The sequence below is a fragment of the Betaproteobacteria bacterium genome (genome assembly GCA_016194905.1).
In the GTDB taxonomy this organism is placed as follows: Bacteria; Pseudomonadota; Gammaproteobacteria; order Burkholderiales; family JACQAP01; genus JACQAP01.
The window spans coordinates 1-16,506 of the sequence record JACQAP010000009.1 but is presented as its reverse complement, the minus strand read 5'-3'; the positions used below and the strand labels follow the sequence as shown (position 1 = coordinate 16,506).

At 61.1% G+C, this 16,506-nt stretch carries 14 protein-coding genes; 8 read left to right on the top strand and 6 right to left on the bottom strand.

The genetic code is table 11. The features are described from left to right. Positions 1-45: 45 nt before the first annotated feature. The 3 genes from dnaJ to grpE form a co-directional block, all read right to left on the bottom strand. Entirely contained in the window at positions 46-1,170 is a 1,125-nt protein-coding gene (dnaJ, locus tag HY067_05470) for a molecular chaperone DnaJ (GenBank protein ID MBI3527401.1), read from the bottom strand. A gap of 100 nt (positions 1,171-1,270) precedes the next feature. Then, positions 1,271-3,202, bottom strand: a complete 1,932-nt coding sequence (dnaK, locus tag HY067_05465) for a molecular chaperone DnaK (GenBank protein MBI3527400.1) — start codon at positions 3,200-3,202, stop codon at positions 1,271-1,273. Between the two features lie 66 nt (positions 3,203-3,268). Then, entirely contained in the window at positions 3,269-3,832 is a 564-nt protein-coding gene (gene grpE, locus HY067_05460) for a nucleotide exchange factor GrpE (protein ID MBI3527399.1), read from the bottom strand. A 152-nt stretch (positions 3,833-3,984) separates the two neighbouring features. On the opposite strand from grpE, the gene HY067_05455 reads away from it, so the two are divergent. Next, entirely contained in the window at positions 3,985-4,557 is a 573-nt protein-coding gene (locus HY067_05455) for a DUF922 domain-containing protein (protein ID MBI3527398.1), read from the top strand. 10 nt (positions 4,558-4,567) lie between these two features. Here HY067_05455 and HY067_05450 read toward each other — a convergent pair whose 3' ends face one another. Next, complete coding sequence (locus tag HY067_05450; protein ID MBI3527397.1) at positions 4,568-5,671, bottom strand: ferrochelatase; 1,104 nt, start codon at positions 5,669-5,671, stop codon at positions 4,568-4,570. Positions 5,672-5,788: 117 nt separating this feature from the next. After that, positions 5,789-6,826: a heat-inducible transcriptional repressor HrcA gene (gene hrcA, locus HY067_05445; protein ID MBI3527396.1), complete on the bottom strand. Its 1,038-nt coding sequence runs from the start codon at positions 6,824-6,826 to the stop codon at positions 5,789-5,791. Positions 6,827-6,907: 81 nt separating this feature from the next. Between hrcA and HY067_05440 the strand changes: the two genes are divergently transcribed. Together HY067_05440 and recN are read left to right on the top strand one after the other, a co-directional pair. Further along, positions 6,908-7,780 (top strand): NAD kinase, encoded by an 873-nt coding sequence (locus HY067_05440; protein MBI3527395.1) that lies wholly within the window; start codon positions 6,908-6,910, stop codon positions 7,778-7,780. A 29-nt stretch (positions 7,781-7,809) separates the two neighbouring features. Then, entirely contained in the window at positions 7,810-9,495 is a 1,686-nt protein-coding gene (gene recN / locus HY067_05435; GenBank protein ID MBI3527394.1) for a DNA repair protein RecN, read from the top strand. 55 nt (positions 9,496-9,550) lie between these two features. Here the strand turns inward: recN and fur are convergent, their stop codons facing one another. Beyond that, the gene (fur, locus tag HY067_05430) at positions 9,551-9,982 is read right to left on the bottom strand and encodes a ferric iron uptake transcriptional regulator (protein ID MBI3527393.1); all 432 of its coding nucleotides are present in this window, start codon (positions 9,980-9,982) and stop codon (positions 9,551-9,553) included. A 98-nt stretch (positions 9,983-10,080) separates the two neighbouring features. Between fur and HY067_05425 the strand changes: the two genes are divergently transcribed. The 5 genes from HY067_05425 (at position 10,081) to greA (ending at position 16,295) form a co-directional block, all read left to right on the top strand. Then, positions 10,081-10,428: an outer membrane protein assembly factor BamE gene (locus HY067_05425; GenBank protein ID MBI3527392.1), complete on the top strand. Its 348-nt coding sequence runs from the start codon at positions 10,081-10,083 to the stop codon at positions 10,426-10,428. Positions 10,429-10,461: 33 nt separating this feature from the next. After that, on the top strand, positions 10,462-11,268 hold the full coding sequence (gene dapB / locus HY067_05420; protein MBI3527391.1) for a 4-hydroxy-tetrahydrodipicolinate reductase: 807 nt from the start codon (positions 10,462-10,464) through the stop codon (positions 11,266-11,268). A gap of 68 nt (positions 11,269-11,336) precedes the next feature. Then, positions 11,337-12,557, top strand: a complete 1,221-nt coding sequence (gene carA, locus HY067_05415; protein ID MBI3527390.1) for a glutamine-hydrolyzing carbamoyl-phosphate synthase small subunit — start codon at positions 11,337-11,339, stop codon at positions 12,555-12,557. 18 nt (positions 12,558-12,575) lie between these two features. Beyond that, positions 12,576-15,779 (top strand): carbamoyl-phosphate synthase large subunit, encoded by a 3,204-nt coding sequence (gene carB / locus HY067_05410; protein MBI3527389.1) that lies wholly within the window; start codon positions 12,576-12,578, stop codon positions 15,777-15,779. Between the two features lie 39 nt (positions 15,780-15,818). Further along, positions 15,819-16,295, top strand: coding sequence for a transcription elongation factor GreA (gene greA / locus HY067_05405; protein MBI3527388.1), 477 nt, complete (start codon positions 15,819-15,821; stop codon positions 16,293-16,295). Positions 16,296-16,506 lie beyond the last annotated feature (211 nt).

The window sequence follows — 16,506 nt, the reverse complement described above, 5'->3', positions numbered from 1 at the left end:
AAAGGGCCGCCAGGCGGCCCTTTTTGTTCTCTAAGTTTTTCCAGCTTAGGGCTCGAAGAATTCGCGCACCTTGTCCATCCAACTCTTGGCGCGGGGATTGTGGCGACCGCCGTCGCGTTCGTTGATTTCCTCGAGTTCCTGCAGCATTTCCTTTTGCCGCGCAGTGAGGTTCACCGGCGTTTCCACGACGACGTGGCAGAGCAGGTCGCCATAGGATTGGCTGCGCACGCCCTTGATGCCTTTGCCGCGCAGCCTGAACACTTTCCCCGACTGCGTTTCCGCGGGTATCTTGATCTTGGCGTAACCGTCCAGCGTCGGGATCTCGATCTCGCCGCCAAGCGCCGCCCTGGAGAAGCTGACCGGCATTTCGCAGTGTAGATCATTGCCCTCGCGCGTGAAAACGTCGTGCGGACGGATATGCATCACGACATACAGATCGCCCGGCGGGCCGCCGTTGACACCCGCCTCACCCTCGCCAGTCAGACGGATGCGATCGCCTTCGTCGACGCCGGGCGGAATTTTCACCGACAGCGTTTTCTGCTTCTTCAGACGTCCCGCACCGCTGCAGGTCGCACAGGGGTTCTGTACCACCTTGCCATTGCCGTGGCATTTCGGGCAGGTCTGCTGAATCGAGAAAAATCCCTGGGTCATGCGCACCTGGCCCTGGCCGTTGCAGGTCGGGCAGGTGATCGGCTGGCTGCCGGGTTTTGCACCGGAACCTTTGCAGGTCTCGCACTCCTCCATCGTCGGAATGCGGATGCGCGTTTCGGTCCCGCGCGCCGCTTCTTCCAGCGCGATTTCGAGGTTGTAGCGCAGGTCTGCGCCCCGGTAGACGTTCGAGCGGCCGCGCCCTGCGCCGAAAATGTCACCGAAGATATCGCCGAAGGCGTCGGCAAAGCCGCCGAAACCGGCGCCGGCTGCGCCGGCCCCCATACCGGAGTGCGGGTCCACACCGGCATGGCCGTATTGATCATAGGCGGTGCGTTTGCCGGAGTCGCAGAGCACTTCGTAGGCTTGTTTCGCCTCCTTGAACAGCTCTTCCGCCTTCGGATTGTCCGGATTGCGGTCCGGATGATGTTTCATCGCCAGCTTGCGATAAGCCTTTTTGAGGTCCTCGTCGGAAGCATCGCGATTGACGCCGAGCACTTCGTAATAGTCGCGTTTCGCCATTTAACTCTTTCGCTGCAAGGTCGTTGCCCTGCTTTCCCAAACAACACAAGGGGTGAGCCGGATTTCCGCCTCACCCCTCACGTTAAGCGCCTGACCCGCGTCAGGCCGATTTCTTCTTGTCCTTCACTTCCTCGAACTCGGCATCCACGACGTTGCCTTCGTCGGCATTGCCGCTGGCGGCTTCGGACTTCTGCGAAGTGCCGCCTTCGGGCTGCTGCTGCGCATACATCTTCTCGGCGAGCTTGTGCGACGCTTCCGTCAGAGACCGGGTCTTTGCTTCGATCGCACCCTTGTCGGAGCCCTTGATGGCTTCCTCCGCATCCTTGATTGCACTTTCGATTCCGGCCTTCTCGTCCGCGTCGATCTTGTCGCCATGCTCGGTGAGCGATTTCTTCACCGCGTGGATCAGCGCATCGGCCTGGTTGCGCGCGTCAACCAGCTCACGGGCTTTGCGGTCCTCGTCCGCGTGCTCTTCGGCATCCTGGACCATACGCTTGATCTCGTCCTCCTTGAGGCCCGAGTTCGCCTGGATCTTGATCTTGTTTTCCTTGCCCGTGGCCTTGTCCTTGGCCGAAACATGCAGGATGCCGTTGGCGTCGATGTCGAACGTGACCTCGATTTGCGGCAGTCCGCGCGGTGACGGCGGAATGTCGGACAGATTGAACTGACCCAGGCTCTTGTTGCCGGCGGCCATCTCGCGCTCGCCCTGCAGCACGTGGATTGTCACCGCGGTCTGATTGTCGTCGGCGGTCGAGAACACCTGCTGCGCCTTGGTTGGGATCGTCGTGTTTTTCTGGATGAGCTTGGTCATCACGCTGCCGAGCGTCTCGATGCCGAGCGACAATGGCGTCACGTCCAGCAGCAGAACGTCCTTGACTTCGCCTTGCAGCACGCCGGCTTGGATTGCAGCGCCGATCGCGACCGCCTCGTCAGGATTGACGTCTTTACGCGGCTCCTTGCCGAAGATCTCCTTGACCTTGTCCTGCACCTTGGGCATGCGGGTCATGCCGCCGACCAGGATCACGTCGGCAATGTCATCGAGCTTCACGCCGGCATCCTTGATGGCTATGCGGCAGGGCTCGACAGTCTTCTGGATCAATTCCTCGACCAGGCTTTCAAACTTGGCGCGGGTGATCTTGATCGCCAGATGCTTCGGTCCGGCAGCATCCGCCGTGATGTAGGGAAGATTTACCTCGGTCTGCTGGGTGGAGGAAAGCTCGATCTTCGCCTTCTCGGCGGCTTCCTTCAGACGCTGCAGCGCGAGCACGTCGTTACGCAGGTCGATACCCTGGTCTTTCTTGAATTCGTCGGCCAGATAGTCCATCAAACGCTGGTCGAAGTCTTCCCCACCGAGGAAGGTGTCGCCGTTCGTGGAGAGGACTTCGAACTGGTGTTCCTTGTCGACTTCCGCAATCTCGATGATGGATACGTCGAAGGTACCCCCACCGAGGTCATAGACCGCGATCTTGCGGTCGCCTTCCTTCTTGTCCATGCCGAAGGCGAGTGCAGCCGCGGTCGGTTCGTTGATGATGCGCTTGACCTCGAGCCCGGCGATGCGCCCGGCATCCTTGGTGGCCTGGCGCTGCGAATCGTTGAAGTAGGCGGGCACCGTGATCACCGCCTCGGTGACTGGCTCGCCGAGGTAATCCTCGGCGGTCTTCTTCATCTTGATCAGCACCTGCGCCGAGATTTCGGGAGGCGCGATCTTCTTGCCGCGCACCTCTATCCAGGCGTCGCCATTGCTGTTCTGCACGATCTTGTAGGGCATCAGGTCGATGTCCTTCTGCACCTCTTTCTCGGTGAAGCGGCGGCCGATAAGCCGTTTTACCGCAAACAGGGTGTTCTTCGGATTGGTGACCGCCTGGCGCTTGGCCGGGGCGCCGACCAGGATTTCACCATCGTCCATGTAAGCGACGATCGAAGGCGTCGTGCGCGCGCCTTCGGCGTTCTCGATGACCTTGGGCTGGCCGTTTTCCATGACGGCCACACAGGAGTTCGTGGTGCCGAGGTCAATGCCGATGATTTTTGCCATGATGGTTCCTTTGCTCGAAAGTAAAAATACCTTTGTCTCCGAAGGTTTGGGCTCTGGGTCGGAAAATCAAGCGGAAGCCTTTGGTTTTGCGATGCTGACCAGCGCCGGGCGCAGTATCCGGTCATTCAGGGCGTAGCCCTTCTGCAGCACGCCGACCACCGAATTGGGCTCCGCATCGGACTCGACCATATTGATGCTCTGATGCTTGTGGGGATCGAATTTCTCGCCCAAGGGGTTGATTTCGCGAACTGAAAACTTCTCAAAGGCCGCCGTGAGCTGTTTCAGCGTGAGTTCGACGCCGCTTCTCAGCAATTCCGGTGTTGCGTTCTGGCTGGCCAGCGCCGCTTCGAGACTGTCGCGCACGGGGATCAGTTCGGCCGAGAAATTTTCCAGGGCGTACTTGTGAGCGTTGGCCAGGTCGCTCTGAGCCCGCTTGCGAATGTTGTCCGCATCGGCCTTTGCCCGCAGCCACGCGTCGCGATGCTCCTGGGCGGCAGCCTCGGCTTTTTCGAGCTGTCCTGCCAGGGCTGACGCGTATCCCGGGGTCGGATCGTTGGCTGTCGCATTGGTCGAGTTCCCGGGTTCGGATTCCGCATCCGGCGCCGAGGCTGTTTTGTTCTGGTCGTGCATTCAACTCCTCCTGAGACGAAATCGAAGGTGATCTGGGGGCGTGCCCGCCGGTTTCAACCCCGTTCTGGCGAAAAAACGCGGGCCGCTATACTACCGGCCCGATCTGCGTGGCCTTTTGCCTTGCGGATACGACCTCCAGGAGTTCTTAAAGAATGCGCAAGATACTATTCGCGTGCGCCGTGCTGATCTCGATGCCGGTCGTGCCGGCTGCCGGAGAACCGCTGGTGCGCATGCACACCAGTTACTACTACATCGATGGCCCGTCAGCCACTGTGCTGGCGGCTCAACTCGATCAAAACGGGCCAGTCGGGTTCGACGGCAACCATTACGCAGGCAGGACCCGGTGGGACATTCAATGGAAATTCCGGCACCAGCAGCAGGGAACCGCATGCTCGATGAAGGATGTTGCGGTCGCGATCGGCATCGCCCAGACCCTGCCGCGGTGGCGCGGTGAAGACAAGGGGGCGGCTGCCTTGAAGGCCCGCTGGACAAAATTCCTCGAAGCCTTGCGGCGCCACGAAGATGGTCACAAGGAGCACGGGTTGAAAGCCGGCAAGGAGATCGACGCTGCTGTGCTCGCCGTCAAGCCGGCCAGCAACTGTGAGGATCTGGAGGCGGCCGCCAACGCAGCGGCGCAGGCGATCGTGGCGAAATACCAGGCGCTCGACGGAGAGTACGACCGCAAGACCGACCACGGCCGCAATCAGGGCGCTACATTGCTGTAGATTTTCGCGCTCAATTTTTCGCGCCGAGAGCCAGGGCACGCTCGCGACCTGCGGCGGCTGTGCGCAGCGCCGCGCCGGCCTCCCAGTCCGTCGATGCCCAGCCTTGCAGATTTTCGGCAGCAATGCGCGCGAGTGCCTGGATCCACTCGTGGCGTTCGTTCAGGCACGGGATGTAATGGAATTCCCTGCCGCCGGCCTTGAGGTAAGCGGCTTTGTTCTCGATGCCGATCTCCTCCAGGGTTTCCAGGCAATCCGAAACGAAGCCCGGGCAGATGACATCCAGCCTGCCGGTCTTGCGTTTGCCGAGTTCCTTCACCGTCTGCAGGGTGTAGGGCTTCAGCCATTCCGTTCGTCCGAAGCGGGACTGAAACGAGACCTGATAGCGCTCCGGCGCAAGGCCGAGTTCTTCACCCAGCAGCCGTGCTGTTTTATGGCACTCGCAGTGATAAGGATCGCCGCGGTCGAGCGCGAAGCGCGGCACGCCGTGGAAGCTCATCAGCAGCTTGTCGGGACGGCCGTTGGTCACCCAGTAGTCGTTGATGTTCTTCGCCAGCGCTGCAATGTACGCAGAGTGATCGTGGTAATGCTTGACCAGCCGCAACGCAGGTGCGTTGCGCATTTGCTTCACGGTGTCGAATACGGCATCGAAGGCGCTGGCCGTGGTGCTGGCCGCGTACTGCGGATAGAGCGGCAATATCAGAATGCGGTCACAACCCTGTTCGCGCAGTCCGAGCAACGCCTTTTCGATCGAAGGCTGGCCGTAACGCATGGCCCATGCCACTAGGTGCGGTGTCTTGATCCGTTCTCCCAGGTAGCCTTTCAGCAATGTCGCCTGCTTCGCGGTATGCACCGCCAGCGGCGAACCGTCCTTGGTCCAGATCAGCGCGTACTTCGCAGCCGATTGACGCGGACGCGTGCGCAGTACGATGCCATTGAGGATCAGCCACCACAGCGGGCGCGATATTTCGACCACCCGCGGATCCGACAGGAATTCCTGCAGATAAGGCCGCAGCGCACTCGCAGTGGGCGCCGTCGGCGTGCCGAGGTTGATCAGCAGAATGCCGGTTTTGGGGATGGCGCCGTGCTGGTGTTTCGGTTCGGGGAAAAAGGGCATGGGCATGTAAGGCGTGAACGGTTATCCGCGAACGGTAATCTGTGGTCGACTACCGAGAAGTGCGAAAGCACCGGTGGGTTTTCAGTTCACTGTCCTCCGGTTGCTGTTCGCCCGTGTTCAGTGTTGTGACAGCGCGCTGGACAACAGTTTCGCGGTAATGTCGACGATCGGGATCACGCGCTCGTAGGCCATGCGGGTCGGCCCGACCACGCCGACGGTGCCGACCACCTGCCCGTCCACTTCGTAAGGCGCAGTCACTACGCTGCATTCGTCCAGCGGTACCAGGCCAGATTCGCCGCCGATGAAAATCTGCACACCTTCTGCGCGGCTGCTGATGTCGAGCAGTTGCAGCAGGCTGGTTTTCTGCTCGAACATGTCGAAGAGTTTGCGCAGGTTTACCATGTTCGACGACAGGTCCTGAACATGCAGCAGGTTGTGTCCGCCTGAGAGCACGTAATCCTCTGAATGCTGGCCCATGACTTCGTTGCCGGCTTCCAGCGCCATGGTCATCAGCTGCGTCATGTCCTCGCGCAACTGGCGCAGTTCTTCATGGATGCGTCCCTTGATCTCGTCGAACGTCAGACCGGCGAAGTTCTGGTTCAGGAAATTTCCCGCTTCGATCAATTCCGAAGGTTTGTAGGCCCGATCGGTCAGGATGATGCGGTTCTGCACGTCTCCATCCGGCGCGACGATGATCAGCAGGATCCGTTTTTCGGAAAGGCTCAGGAATTCGATGTGGCGGAAGGCGGCGGTCCTGCGCTTGGGCGTCATCACCACACCCGCGAAGCGCGTCAGGTCGGACAGCAGGTGCGAGGCTTGGGCGACGAGCTTCTGCGTGTTGTCCGGCTGTAGTTGACCTTCCAACTGGCTGATCTCGACCTGATCCAGCGGCCGGACCTTGAGCAGCGTATCGACGAAAAAACGATAGCCGCGCGGCGTCGGTACCCTGCCCGCGGAAGTGTGCGGGCTGGAGATGAAACCGAGTTCTTCCAAGTCCGCCATGACGTTGCGGATGCTCGCCGGGCTCAGTTCGAGGCCGGAAAGCCTGGCAAGCGCGCGCGACCCGACCGGGTGGCCGTCGGAAATATAGCGCTCGACCAGCATCTTCAGAAGCCGCTGCGCCCGTTCGCTGGGAAAAGGATCGCTCGTGGTCATGCAGGCATTCTACCGTGCCCCAGTCGCGATCTGTCGGTTGCTGACGGGAGCCGGATCGGCAAATGTGCTCTAATTCGAAGCATGTCGAAGACATTCAAGACCATCGCGCTGATCGGCAAATACAAAAGCCCGGAAATCGCCGAACCCGTTCTGCGCCTTGCGCGGTTCCTGCACGAGCGCGGTATCCAGGTGCTGCTCGATCCGTTGACTGCAATCCACGTCGGCAAGAACAGCTATTCTGTGCTGCCGCTGGAGGAGGTTGGGCGTACGGCCGAACTGGCGATCGTCATCGGCGGCGACGGCACGATGCTCAACATCGCCCGCACGTTCGCACCCTTCGACGTGGCCTTGGTCGGCATCAATCAGGGCCGGCTGGGTTTCCTGACCGATCTGTCCATGGGCGGTATGTTCGATGCGATGGCGGCCATCCTCGAGGGCAACTTCGTGGAGGAATCCCGCATGCTGCTCCAAGCCGAAGTCTGGAGCGCGGAGCACAGGGTACTGGACGTCGTGGCCTTTAACGATATCTCGGTCAACAAGGGTGCCGAAGGCAGCCTGATAGAAATCGAGGTGCGCATCGACGGCAAGTTTGTCTACAACCTGCGCTCTGACGGCCTGATCGTGACTTCCCCGACCGGCTCCACGGCCTATGCGCTATCTTCGGGCGGTCCGATACTTCATCCCAGCCTGAACGTCATCGGCCTGGTGCCGGTGTGTCCGCATACGCTGTCGAACCGGCCGATTGTCGTCGGCAGCGAATCGGAGATCGAAATCATGATCCTCAAGGCCGCCGACGCGCGCGTGCACTTCGACAGCCATTCGCACCACGAGTTAAAGGAGCGCGACAAGATTCTGGTGCGGCGCTGCCCCCATTCGATCCGGCTGCTGCACCCGCTTGGGCACAATTACTACCACATGCTCCGGGAAAAACTACACTGGAGCGAAACGCTCTAGTTCCGCCGGCCGCCGATCACGAAGCGTCCATGTTGCGCACCCTCAGCATCCGCGATTTTGTCATTGTCGACAGGCTTGACCTGGAATTCCAACCGGGTTTCACCGTGCTGACCGGCGAGACCGGTGCAGGCAAATCGATCCTCATCGATGCGCTCGCTGCCGTGTTGGGCGAGCGTGCCGAGTCCGGGCTGGTGCGCGACGGCAGGGACAAAGCCGAAGTGAGTGCCGAATTCGCCGCGGACCGCGCCTCCGCGCTGGCAGCGTACCTCCGGGAAAACGACCTCGTCGGCGACGAGGGCGAATGTCTGTTGCGCAGAGTCATCGAAACGTCGGGCCGTTCGCGCGCCTACGTCAACGGCCGGCCCGCGACCGTGCAACAGCTGAAGGACATCGGCGAACATCTGGTCGACATTCACGGCCAGCATGCCCACCAATCCCTGTTGCGTGCCGCGTCGCAGCGCGATCTTGTCGATGGTTATGCCGGTGCGGCCGAACTGGCAGGACAAGTCGCGGAGGCTTATCGCACATGGCAGGACATTCGTCGCCAACTCGTGGCGCTGGAAACCGACGCACAAGCACTGGCGGCGGAGCGTGAGCAACTCGATTGGCAGGCGAAGGAACTCGAAGCGCTGGCGTTCCGGGCCGAGGAGTGGGACGAACTGCAGGCCGAACACAAACGGCTGGCGAATGCTGCCAGCCTGATCGAAGCCGTTCAATTCGGACTCGACGTGTTGTCGGAAGGAGAGGTGTCGACCCTGACGGCGGTGGCTTCGGTACAGTCGCGCTTGCAGGGCATGGTGGACTTCGATCCAAAGCTCAGGGAGATTCTCGATATGCTGGAGCCGGCGCAGATCCAGTTGCAGGAAACCGTTTACGGTCTGCGCCACTATCAGCAGCGGCTCGAACTGGATCCACAGCGCCTGCGCGAGGTCGAAGCCCGGCTCGACGCGGTGCACACCGCGGCGCGCAAGTTCAAACTGCGGATCGCCGACATTCCCGAGCGGCTGCAGAAAATAAGGACGCGGCTTGCCGAACTGGCCGCGGGTTTCGACGCCGATGCGTTGCGCCAGCGCGAGGCGGAGGCCCAGAAGGCGTACAAGAACGTCGCCGGCAAACTATCGTCTTCGCGAAAAAGAGGCGCGACGGACCTGGCGAAAAAAGTCACTACCTCGATGCAGGCGCTGGCGATGGCGGGTGGCGCGTTCGAGATTGCGCTCAATGCGCTGGCCGAGGGCAATGCACACGGACTGGAGCAAATCGAATTTCTGGTCGCCGGACATTCCGGCGCGACGCCGCGACCGCTGGCGAAAGTGGCATCGGGCGGAGAACTGTCGCGGATCAGCCTCGCAATCCAGACCGTCACCAGTCAGGTCGCCGCGGTACCGACGCTGATTTTCGACGAGGTCGATGCCGGCATTGGCGGGCGGGTCGCCGAAATCGTCGGTCTCATGCTGAAGACCCTCGGCCGCAAGCATCAGGTGATGTGTGTGACCCATCTGCCTCAGGTAGCCGCCGCCGGCGACCATCAGTGGCAGGTGAGTAAAACTGCCGCGAACGGCAAGGCCGCCAGTGCGGTGGCTGTGCTGGACCGCGATGCCAGGGTGGAGGAGATTGCGCGCATGCTGGGCGGCGTGAAAATCACCGAGACTACTCGCAAGCACGCTGCCGAAATGCTTGAGATGGTGAACGGAAATACAGTGAACGGCAAGCGGTGAACAGAAAAAGGAGCGAGCCGCTTTCAGCCATTCGCGGTCTGCCGATAGCCTTCGTTCACGCCTTTGGCTTGTTGGGGCAGTCCGGTTTGATACAGTCGGCGTAAAGCTGCAGCGAGTGCTCGTGGATGGAGAAGCCGCGATCCTTGGCGATTTTCATCTGGCGACGCTCGATCTCCGCGTCCAGGAACTCTTCCACTCGCCCGCACTGAAGGCACAACAGGTGATCATGGTGGCCGCCCTGATTCAACTCGAATACCGCCTTGCCGGACTCGAAATGGTGCCGGATCAGAATGCCGGCCTGTTCGAACTGGGTAAGAACGCGATAAATCGTGGCAAGCCCGATCTCCATGCCTTCGTTGAGCAGGATCTTGTAGACGTCTTCGGCGGTCAGGTGCCGCACATCGCTGTTCTCGAACAGATCGAGAATTTTCAGGCGCGGTAGGGTCGCCTTCAGTCCGATGTTCTTCAGATCGTGGGGTGTACTCATGGCGGGACTGACAGGAAGGGAAGGGTGAATTATCATAGCGGCTTTCAATCTGCTTGGAAACCGCGCACGGCCTCTGCACCGATGCGCGCCCCGAAAAAATGCGCCTTCTGTTTCTCTTACCGACACTGCTGCTCGCCGGCTGCATGCTGGCGCCGCACAAGATCGATATCCAGCAGGGCAATTATGTCGACCAGGCGATGGTGGCGAAGCTCAAAGCGGAGATGACGCGATCCCAGGTGCGTTTCATTCTCGGCACGCCGCTGATTGCCGACGTCTTCCATCAGAACCGCTGGGACTATGTCTACCTGACCGGCAAGGCGAACGACGTGCATGCGCAGTACAAGATCACGGTCATCTTCGACGGTGACAAGCTCAAACATGTCGAGGGCGACATCGTGCCTGCCGATATTCTCTCGCAGGCGGCCCCCGATACCCGTAAGCCCTGAGGGGCTTTTCTAGGTTCATTTGCGCGCGGCGAGATGACGACTCAGCAGATTGCAGTAGCGGGCAGTTCCGGGCGCATGGGCCGGGCCTTGATCGAGGCCATCGCGCAGTCGACGGATTTTCGCCTCAAGGCAGCGCTCGAACTTCCCGGCAATCCCTCTCTCGGCAAGGATGCCGGTGAACTGGTGGGTGCACCGTGCGGCGTTCGCATATCGGCAGATCTCGAAGGTTCGCTCGCGGGTTGCGACGTGCTGGTGGATTTCACTCGGCCCGAAGGAACGCTGACCCATGTGAAACTGTGCAGCGCGCAAGGCATCCGCATGGTAATCGGCACGACCGGCTTCCAGCCGGCGCAGAAAGCGCTGATCGTCGAAGCGGCGAGGAAGATTTCGATCGTGATGGCGCCAAACATGAGCGTCGGCGTCAATCTGACGTTCAAGCTGGCCGAACTCGCTGCAAAAGTACTGAACGAGGGTTACGACATCGAAATCATCGAGGCGCATCACCGGCACAAGGTGGACGCGCCTTCCGGCACCGCGCTGCGCATGGGCGAGGTGATCGCCGCAGCCCTTGGCCGCGACCTTACCAGGGAGGCGGTCTACGGTCGCGAGGGCGTGACCGGCGAGCGCAAGCCGTCGACCATTGGATTCGCCACGGTGCGCGGTGGCGATATCGTCGGCGACCATACCGCGCTGTTCGCGGGTACCGGAGAGCGGGTCGAGATCACGCACAAGGCCGCCAGCCGCGCGACCTTTGCGCTCGGCGCATTGCGCGCGGCCCGCTATCTGGCCGGCAAAAGGTCCGGCCTGTACGACATGCAGGACGTGCTCGGGTTGAAATAAGCCGCCCGGCTCTAATTAGCCGCGGCGCATTGAACGACTGCCGTCGTTCATCTATAATCGCAGACCAAATGAAAGCGGGAGGGGCGTGTGCCTCTCCCGCTTTCCATGTGTACCTTAAGAAACCGCGTTTCCGGGAGCCCCTCTTGCCTGCCCTCGACCGTCAGCCCGCCATACTCGTGCTCGCCGATGGCACGGTATTTCGCGGAGTTTCGATTGGTGCGCAGGCTCATACATCCGGCGAAGTGGTGTTCAACACCGCGATGACCGGCTATCAGGAAATTCTGACCGATCCTTCGTATTGCCGGCAGATCGTCACGCTGACCTATCCGCACATCGGCAATGTCGGCGTCAATCCGGAAGACGCCGAGTCGAACAGGGTCTTCGCCGCCGGACTGGTCATACGCGATCTGCCGAACCGCGCAAGCAATTTCCGCATGAGCCAGGACTTGCCCGATTACCTGCGCGAACAGAACATCCCGGCGATTGCCGGCATCGATACTCGCAAGCTCACCCGCATTCTGCGCGACAAAGGTGCCCAGAACGGCTGCCTGATGGGTGGCAAGGTCGACGAAGCCTTCGCGCTACTGCAGGCGCGCGCCTTCCCCGGTCTGGCCGGCATGGACCTCGCGAAAGTGGTCAGCTGCGAAAAGCGCTACCAATGGAATCAATCCGAGTGGGCGCTGGGCGAGGGATATCGGACGCAGGCAACGCCGAAATATCACGTCGTCGCCTACGATTACGGCGTGAAGCACAACATCCTGCGCATGCTCGCGAGCCGCGGCTGCAGGTTGACGGTGCTGCCGGCGCAGACTTCGGCCGAGGAAGCGTTGGCGCTGAAACCCGACGGCGTATTCCTGTCGAACGGACCGGGCGATCCCGAGCCCTGTGACTACGCGATTCATGCGATCGGTAAATGTCTGGATGCCGGCGTGCCGACTTTCGGCATCTGTCTCGGCCACCAGTTGCTCGGACTCGCCAGTGGTGGCCGGACCATCAAGATGAAGTTCGGCCACCATGGTGCCAACCACCCCGTGCAGGATCTCGAAACCGGCCGCGTCATGATCACGAGCCAGAACCACGGATTCGCGGTGGACGCGGCAACGCTGCCCGCGAACGTGAAAGTCACGCACGTATCGCTGTTCGACGGCAGCCTGCAGGGCTTCACCCGCACCGACAAGCCGGCGTTCTGTTTCCAGGGCCATCCGGAAGCCAGCCCCGGACCGCACGACGTCGATTACCTGTTCGACCGTTTCATCGGATTGATGGAACAGCACAAGGCGCATCGCTAGCGCCGGGTCGATCGAACCATGCCGAAGCGCACCGACCTCAAAAGCGTCCTCATCATCGGCGCCGGCCCGATCGTCATCGGCCAGGCCTGCGAGTTCGACTACGCGGGCGCGCAAGCCTGCAAAGCACTGCGCGAGGAGGGTTATCGCGTGATCCTGGTGAATTCCAATCCGGCCACGATCATGACCGATCCGGAGATGGCCGATGTCACCTACATCGAGCCGATCACCTGGCAGATGGTGGAGAAAATCATCGCCGTGGAGCGGCCGGACGCGTTGTTGCCGACGATGGGCGGCCAGACCGCGCTGAATTGCGCCCTCGACCTGGCCAGGCACGGCGTACTTGATAAGTACGCCGTGGAACTGATCGGCGCGTCTAGGGAGGCCATCGACAAGGCCGAGGATCGCGAGAAGTTCAAGAAGGCGATGACCAGGATCGGGCTGGCGAGCCCGCGTTCCTCCATCGCGCACAGCTTGGAAGAAGCACTGCAGGTGCAGGCGATGGTCGGTTTCCCGACCATCATCCGGCCCTCGTTCACGCTCGGTGGCACCGGCGGCGGCATTGCCTACAACAAGGAAGAATTCGTCGCCATCTGCGAACGTGGCCTGGATGCATCGCCGACGCACGAACTGCTGATCGAAGAGTCAGTGATCGGCTGGAAAGAGTATGAGATGGAGGTGGTGCGCGACCACAAGGACAATTGCATCATCGTCTGCTCGATCGAGAACCTCGATCCGATGGGCATCCATACCGGCGACTCGATCACGGTGGCCCCGGCGCAGACGCTGACCGACAAGGAATACCAGATCATACGCGACGCGTCGATCGCGTGCCTGCGCGAGATCGGCGTCGATACCGGTGGCTCGAACGTGCAGTTCGGCATCAATCCGCAGGACGGGCGCATGGTCATCATCGAGATGAATCCGCGCGTATCGCGCTCGTCAGCGCTGGCCTCGAAGGCGACCGGTTTTCCGATCGCCAAGGTGGCGGCCAAGCTCGCGGTCGGCTACACGCTCGACGAACTCAGGAACGACATCACCGGCGGAATCACGCCGGCATCCTTCGAACCGACCATCGACTACGTCGTCACCAAGATTCCGCGTTTCGCGTTCGAGAAATTCCCGCAGGCCGATTCGCGCCTGACCACGCAGATGAAATCCGTGGGCGAAGTCATGGCCATGGGCCGCACCTTCCAGGAATCGATGCAGAAGGCGCTGCGCGGGCTGGAAACGGGCATCGACGGTTTCGACGAGAAGACGACCGACCGGGAACTCATCGAAACCGAATTGGCCGATGCCGGGCCGGATCGCATCCTGTTCCTCGCCGACGCCTTGCGCATCGGCATGAGCCTCGAGGAAGTCCAGCAACTGACTCGCATTGATCCGTGGTTCCTGATGCAGATCGACGACATCATCCGCCAGGAGAAGGCGCTCGCCGGCAAACGCGTGGGCGACCTGGACCGTAATGCATTGCTGATCCTGAAGCGCGCCGGATTTTCCGACCGCAGGCTGGCGAAGCTGTTGAACGCCACCCAGGACGCCGTGCGTGCCAAACGCTGGGAGCTGAACGTACGGCCGGTCTACAAGCGCGTGGACACCTGTGCGGCCGAATTCGATACCCGCACGGCCTACATGTATTCGACTTACGAGGAAGAGTGCGAGTCGCGGCCGACCGGTCGCAAGAAAGTCATGGTGCTGGGCGGCGGGCCGAACCGGATCGGCCAGGGCATCGAGTTCGACTACTGCTGCGTGCACGCCGCACTGGCGCTGCGCGAAGACGGCTACGAGACCATCATGGTCAATTGCAACCCGGAAACGGTGTCCACCGATTACGACACGTCCGACCGATTGTACTTCGAGCCGCTGACGCTCGAGGACGTGCTCGAGATCGTCGCCGTCGAGAAGCCTTTCGGCGTGATCGTGCAGTACGGCGGCCAGACGCCGCTGAAGCTCGCGCAGGATCTCGACGCCAACGGCGTGCCGATCATCGGTACCAATCCGGACATGATCGATTGCGCGGAAGACCGCGAGCGGTTCCAGAAAATGCTGATGGAACTGCGGCTCCGGCAGCCGGCGAACCGCACCGCGCGCAACCCGGAGGCGGCGATCGCGCTGGCGCAGGAGATCGGCTACCCGCTGGTTGTTCGGCCGTCCTACGTGCTCGGCGGGCGGGCGATGGAGATCGTGCACGAGCAGCGCGATCTGGAACGTTACATGCGCGAGGCGGTGAAAGTTTCAAACGATTCCCCGGTACTGCTCGACCGTTTCCTGAATGATGCGATCGAGGTCGATGTCGACGCAATCTGCGACGGCGAGGATGTGCTGATCGGTGGCATCATGGAGCACATCGAACAGGCAGGCGTGCATTCCGGAGATTCGGCTTGCTCGCTGCCGCCATTCAGCCTTTCCAGGGAGCTGCAGGATGAACTTCGGCGGCAGACCGCGGCGATGGCCAGGGCATTGCAGGTGGTCGGCCTGATGAACGTCCAGTTCGCGATTCAGAATGACGTTGTTTTCGTGCTAGAAGTCAACCCGCGCGCGTCCCGTACCGTGCCTTACGTGTCCAAGGCGACCGGGTTGGCGCTCGCCAAGATTTCCGCGCGCTGCATGGTCGGTCAGACCATCAAGAGCCAGGGTATCAAGGGAGAAGTGATCCCGCCGTACTACTCTGTAAAAGAGGCGGTGTTCCCGTTCATCAAATTCCCGGGCGTGGATACGATCCTCGGACCGGAGATGAAGTCCACGGGAGAAGTCATGGGTGTGGGCAACACTTTCGCGGAGGCGTTCGTGAAGTCGCAGCTTGCCGCCGGCGTGAAACTGCCGCCGAGCGGCAAAGTCTTCATCAGCGTACGCAATTCGGACAAGCCCAAAGTCGTCGAAATCGCGCGCACACTATCGAAACTCGGATTCAGCCTGCTGGCGACGCGCGGCACGGCGGCGGCGCTGGCCGAAGCGGACTTGCAGGTTACGCCGGTCAACAAAGTCGCCGAGGGCCGGCCGCACATCGTGGATATGATCAAGAACGGCGAGGTCGCGCTGATCGTCAACACGGTGGAAGACCGCCGCAGCGCGATACAAGACTCCTACTCGATCCGGCGCTCGGCATTGCAGGCGCGTGTGACTTATTTCACGACGATCGCCGGCGCGCGCGCGGCCTGCACCGGCATGCAGCACATGCAGGAACTGACTGCCTACTCGGTGCAGGAATTGCACGCCAGGCTGTAGTCGACCGGACAATCCATAAATCTCTAAGGGCTCTAAATGATGAACAAGGTTCCATTGACCGTGAAGGGCGCCGAACTGTTGCGCAGCGAACTGCATCAACTCAAGACGGTGGAGCGGCCCCAAGTGATCGCCGCGATCCAGGAGGCGCGTTCGCACGGAGATCTGTCCGAGAACGCCGAATACGATGCCGCAAAGGAAAGGCAAAGCTTCATCGAAGGCCGCATAGTCGAAGTGGAAAGCAAGCTGGCCAACGCGCAGATTATCGATCCGGTCCACCTCGATGCCGACGGGCGTTGCGTGTTCGGTGCAACGGTGGAGCTGGAAGAAGTGGACAGCCACGAAACCGTGATCTACCAGATCGTCGGTGATGATGAAGCTGATATCAAGAACAACAAGATTTCGATCAGCTCGCCGATAGCGCGCGCTCTGATCGGGAAATATTCCGGCGATGTCGCCGAGGTCAAGGCACCGGGCGGCATCAAGGAATACGAGATCCTGGATGTGAAGTACCTGTAGGGACGAGGGACTAGGGATGAGGGGCTAGGGGAATCGAAAAAGATTCTTCAAGAACCCAACGCCTGAATAAAACCAAACTAGAATTTTCCTAGCCCCTAGCCCCTAGCCCCTAGCCCCTAGCCCCTAGCCCCTAGCCCCTAGCCCCTAGCCCCTAGCCCCTAGCCCCTAGCCCCTAGCCCCTAGCCCCTAGCCCCTAGCCACTAGCCCCTAG

What these genes read in the sequence shown, in the direction of transcription:
- dnaJ (MBI3527401.1), bottom strand. Translation starts at nt 1,170, where the DNA reads ATGGCGAAACGCGACTATTACGAAGTGCTCGGCGTCAATCGCGATGCT.
- dnaK (MBI3527400.1), bottom strand. Translation starts at nt 3,202, where the DNA reads ATGGCAAAAATCATCGGCATTGACCTCGGCACCACGAACTCCTGTGTG.
- grpE (MBI3527399.1), bottom strand. Translation starts at nt 3,832, where the DNA reads ATGCACGACCAGAACAAAACAGCCTCGGCGCCGGATGCGGAATCCGAA.
- HY067_05455 (MBI3527398.1), top strand. Translation starts at nt 3,985, where the DNA reads ATGCGCAAGATACTATTCGCGTGCGCCGTGCTGATCTCGATGCCGGTC.
- HY067_05450 (MBI3527397.1), bottom strand. Translation starts at nt 5,671, where the DNA reads ATGCCCTTTTTCCCCGAACCGAAACACCAGCACGGCGCCATCCCCAAA.
- hrcA (MBI3527396.1), bottom strand. Translation starts at nt 6,826, where the DNA reads ATGACCACGAGCGATCCTTTTCCCAGCGAACGGGCGCAGCGGCTTCTG.
- HY067_05440 (MBI3527395.1), top strand. Translation starts at nt 6,908, where the DNA reads ATGTCGAAGACATTCAAGACCATCGCGCTGATCGGCAAATACAAAAGC.
- recN (MBI3527394.1), top strand. Translation starts at nt 7,810, where the DNA reads ATGTTGCGCACCCTCAGCATCCGCGATTTTGTCATTGTCGACAGGCTT.
- fur (MBI3527393.1), bottom strand. Translation starts at nt 9,982, where the DNA reads ATGAGTACACCCCACGATCTGAAGAACATCGGACTGAAGGCGACCCTA.
- HY067_05425 (MBI3527392.1), top strand. Translation starts at nt 10,081, where the DNA reads ATGCGCCTTCTGTTTCTCTTACCGACACTGCTGCTCGCCGGCTGCATG.
- dapB (MBI3527391.1), top strand. Translation starts at nt 10,462, where the DNA reads ATGACGACTCAGCAGATTGCAGTAGCGGGCAGTTCCGGGCGCATGGGC.
- carA (MBI3527390.1), top strand. Translation starts at nt 11,337, where the DNA reads ATGAAAGCGGGAGGGGCGTGTGCCTCTCCCGCTTTCCATGTGTACCTT.
- carB (MBI3527389.1), top strand. Translation starts at nt 12,576, where the DNA reads ATGCCGAAGCGCACCGACCTCAAAAGCGTCCTCATCATCGGCGCCGGC.
- greA (MBI3527388.1), top strand. Translation starts at nt 15,819, where the DNA reads ATGAACAAGGTTCCATTGACCGTGAAGGGCGCCGAACTGTTGCGCAGC.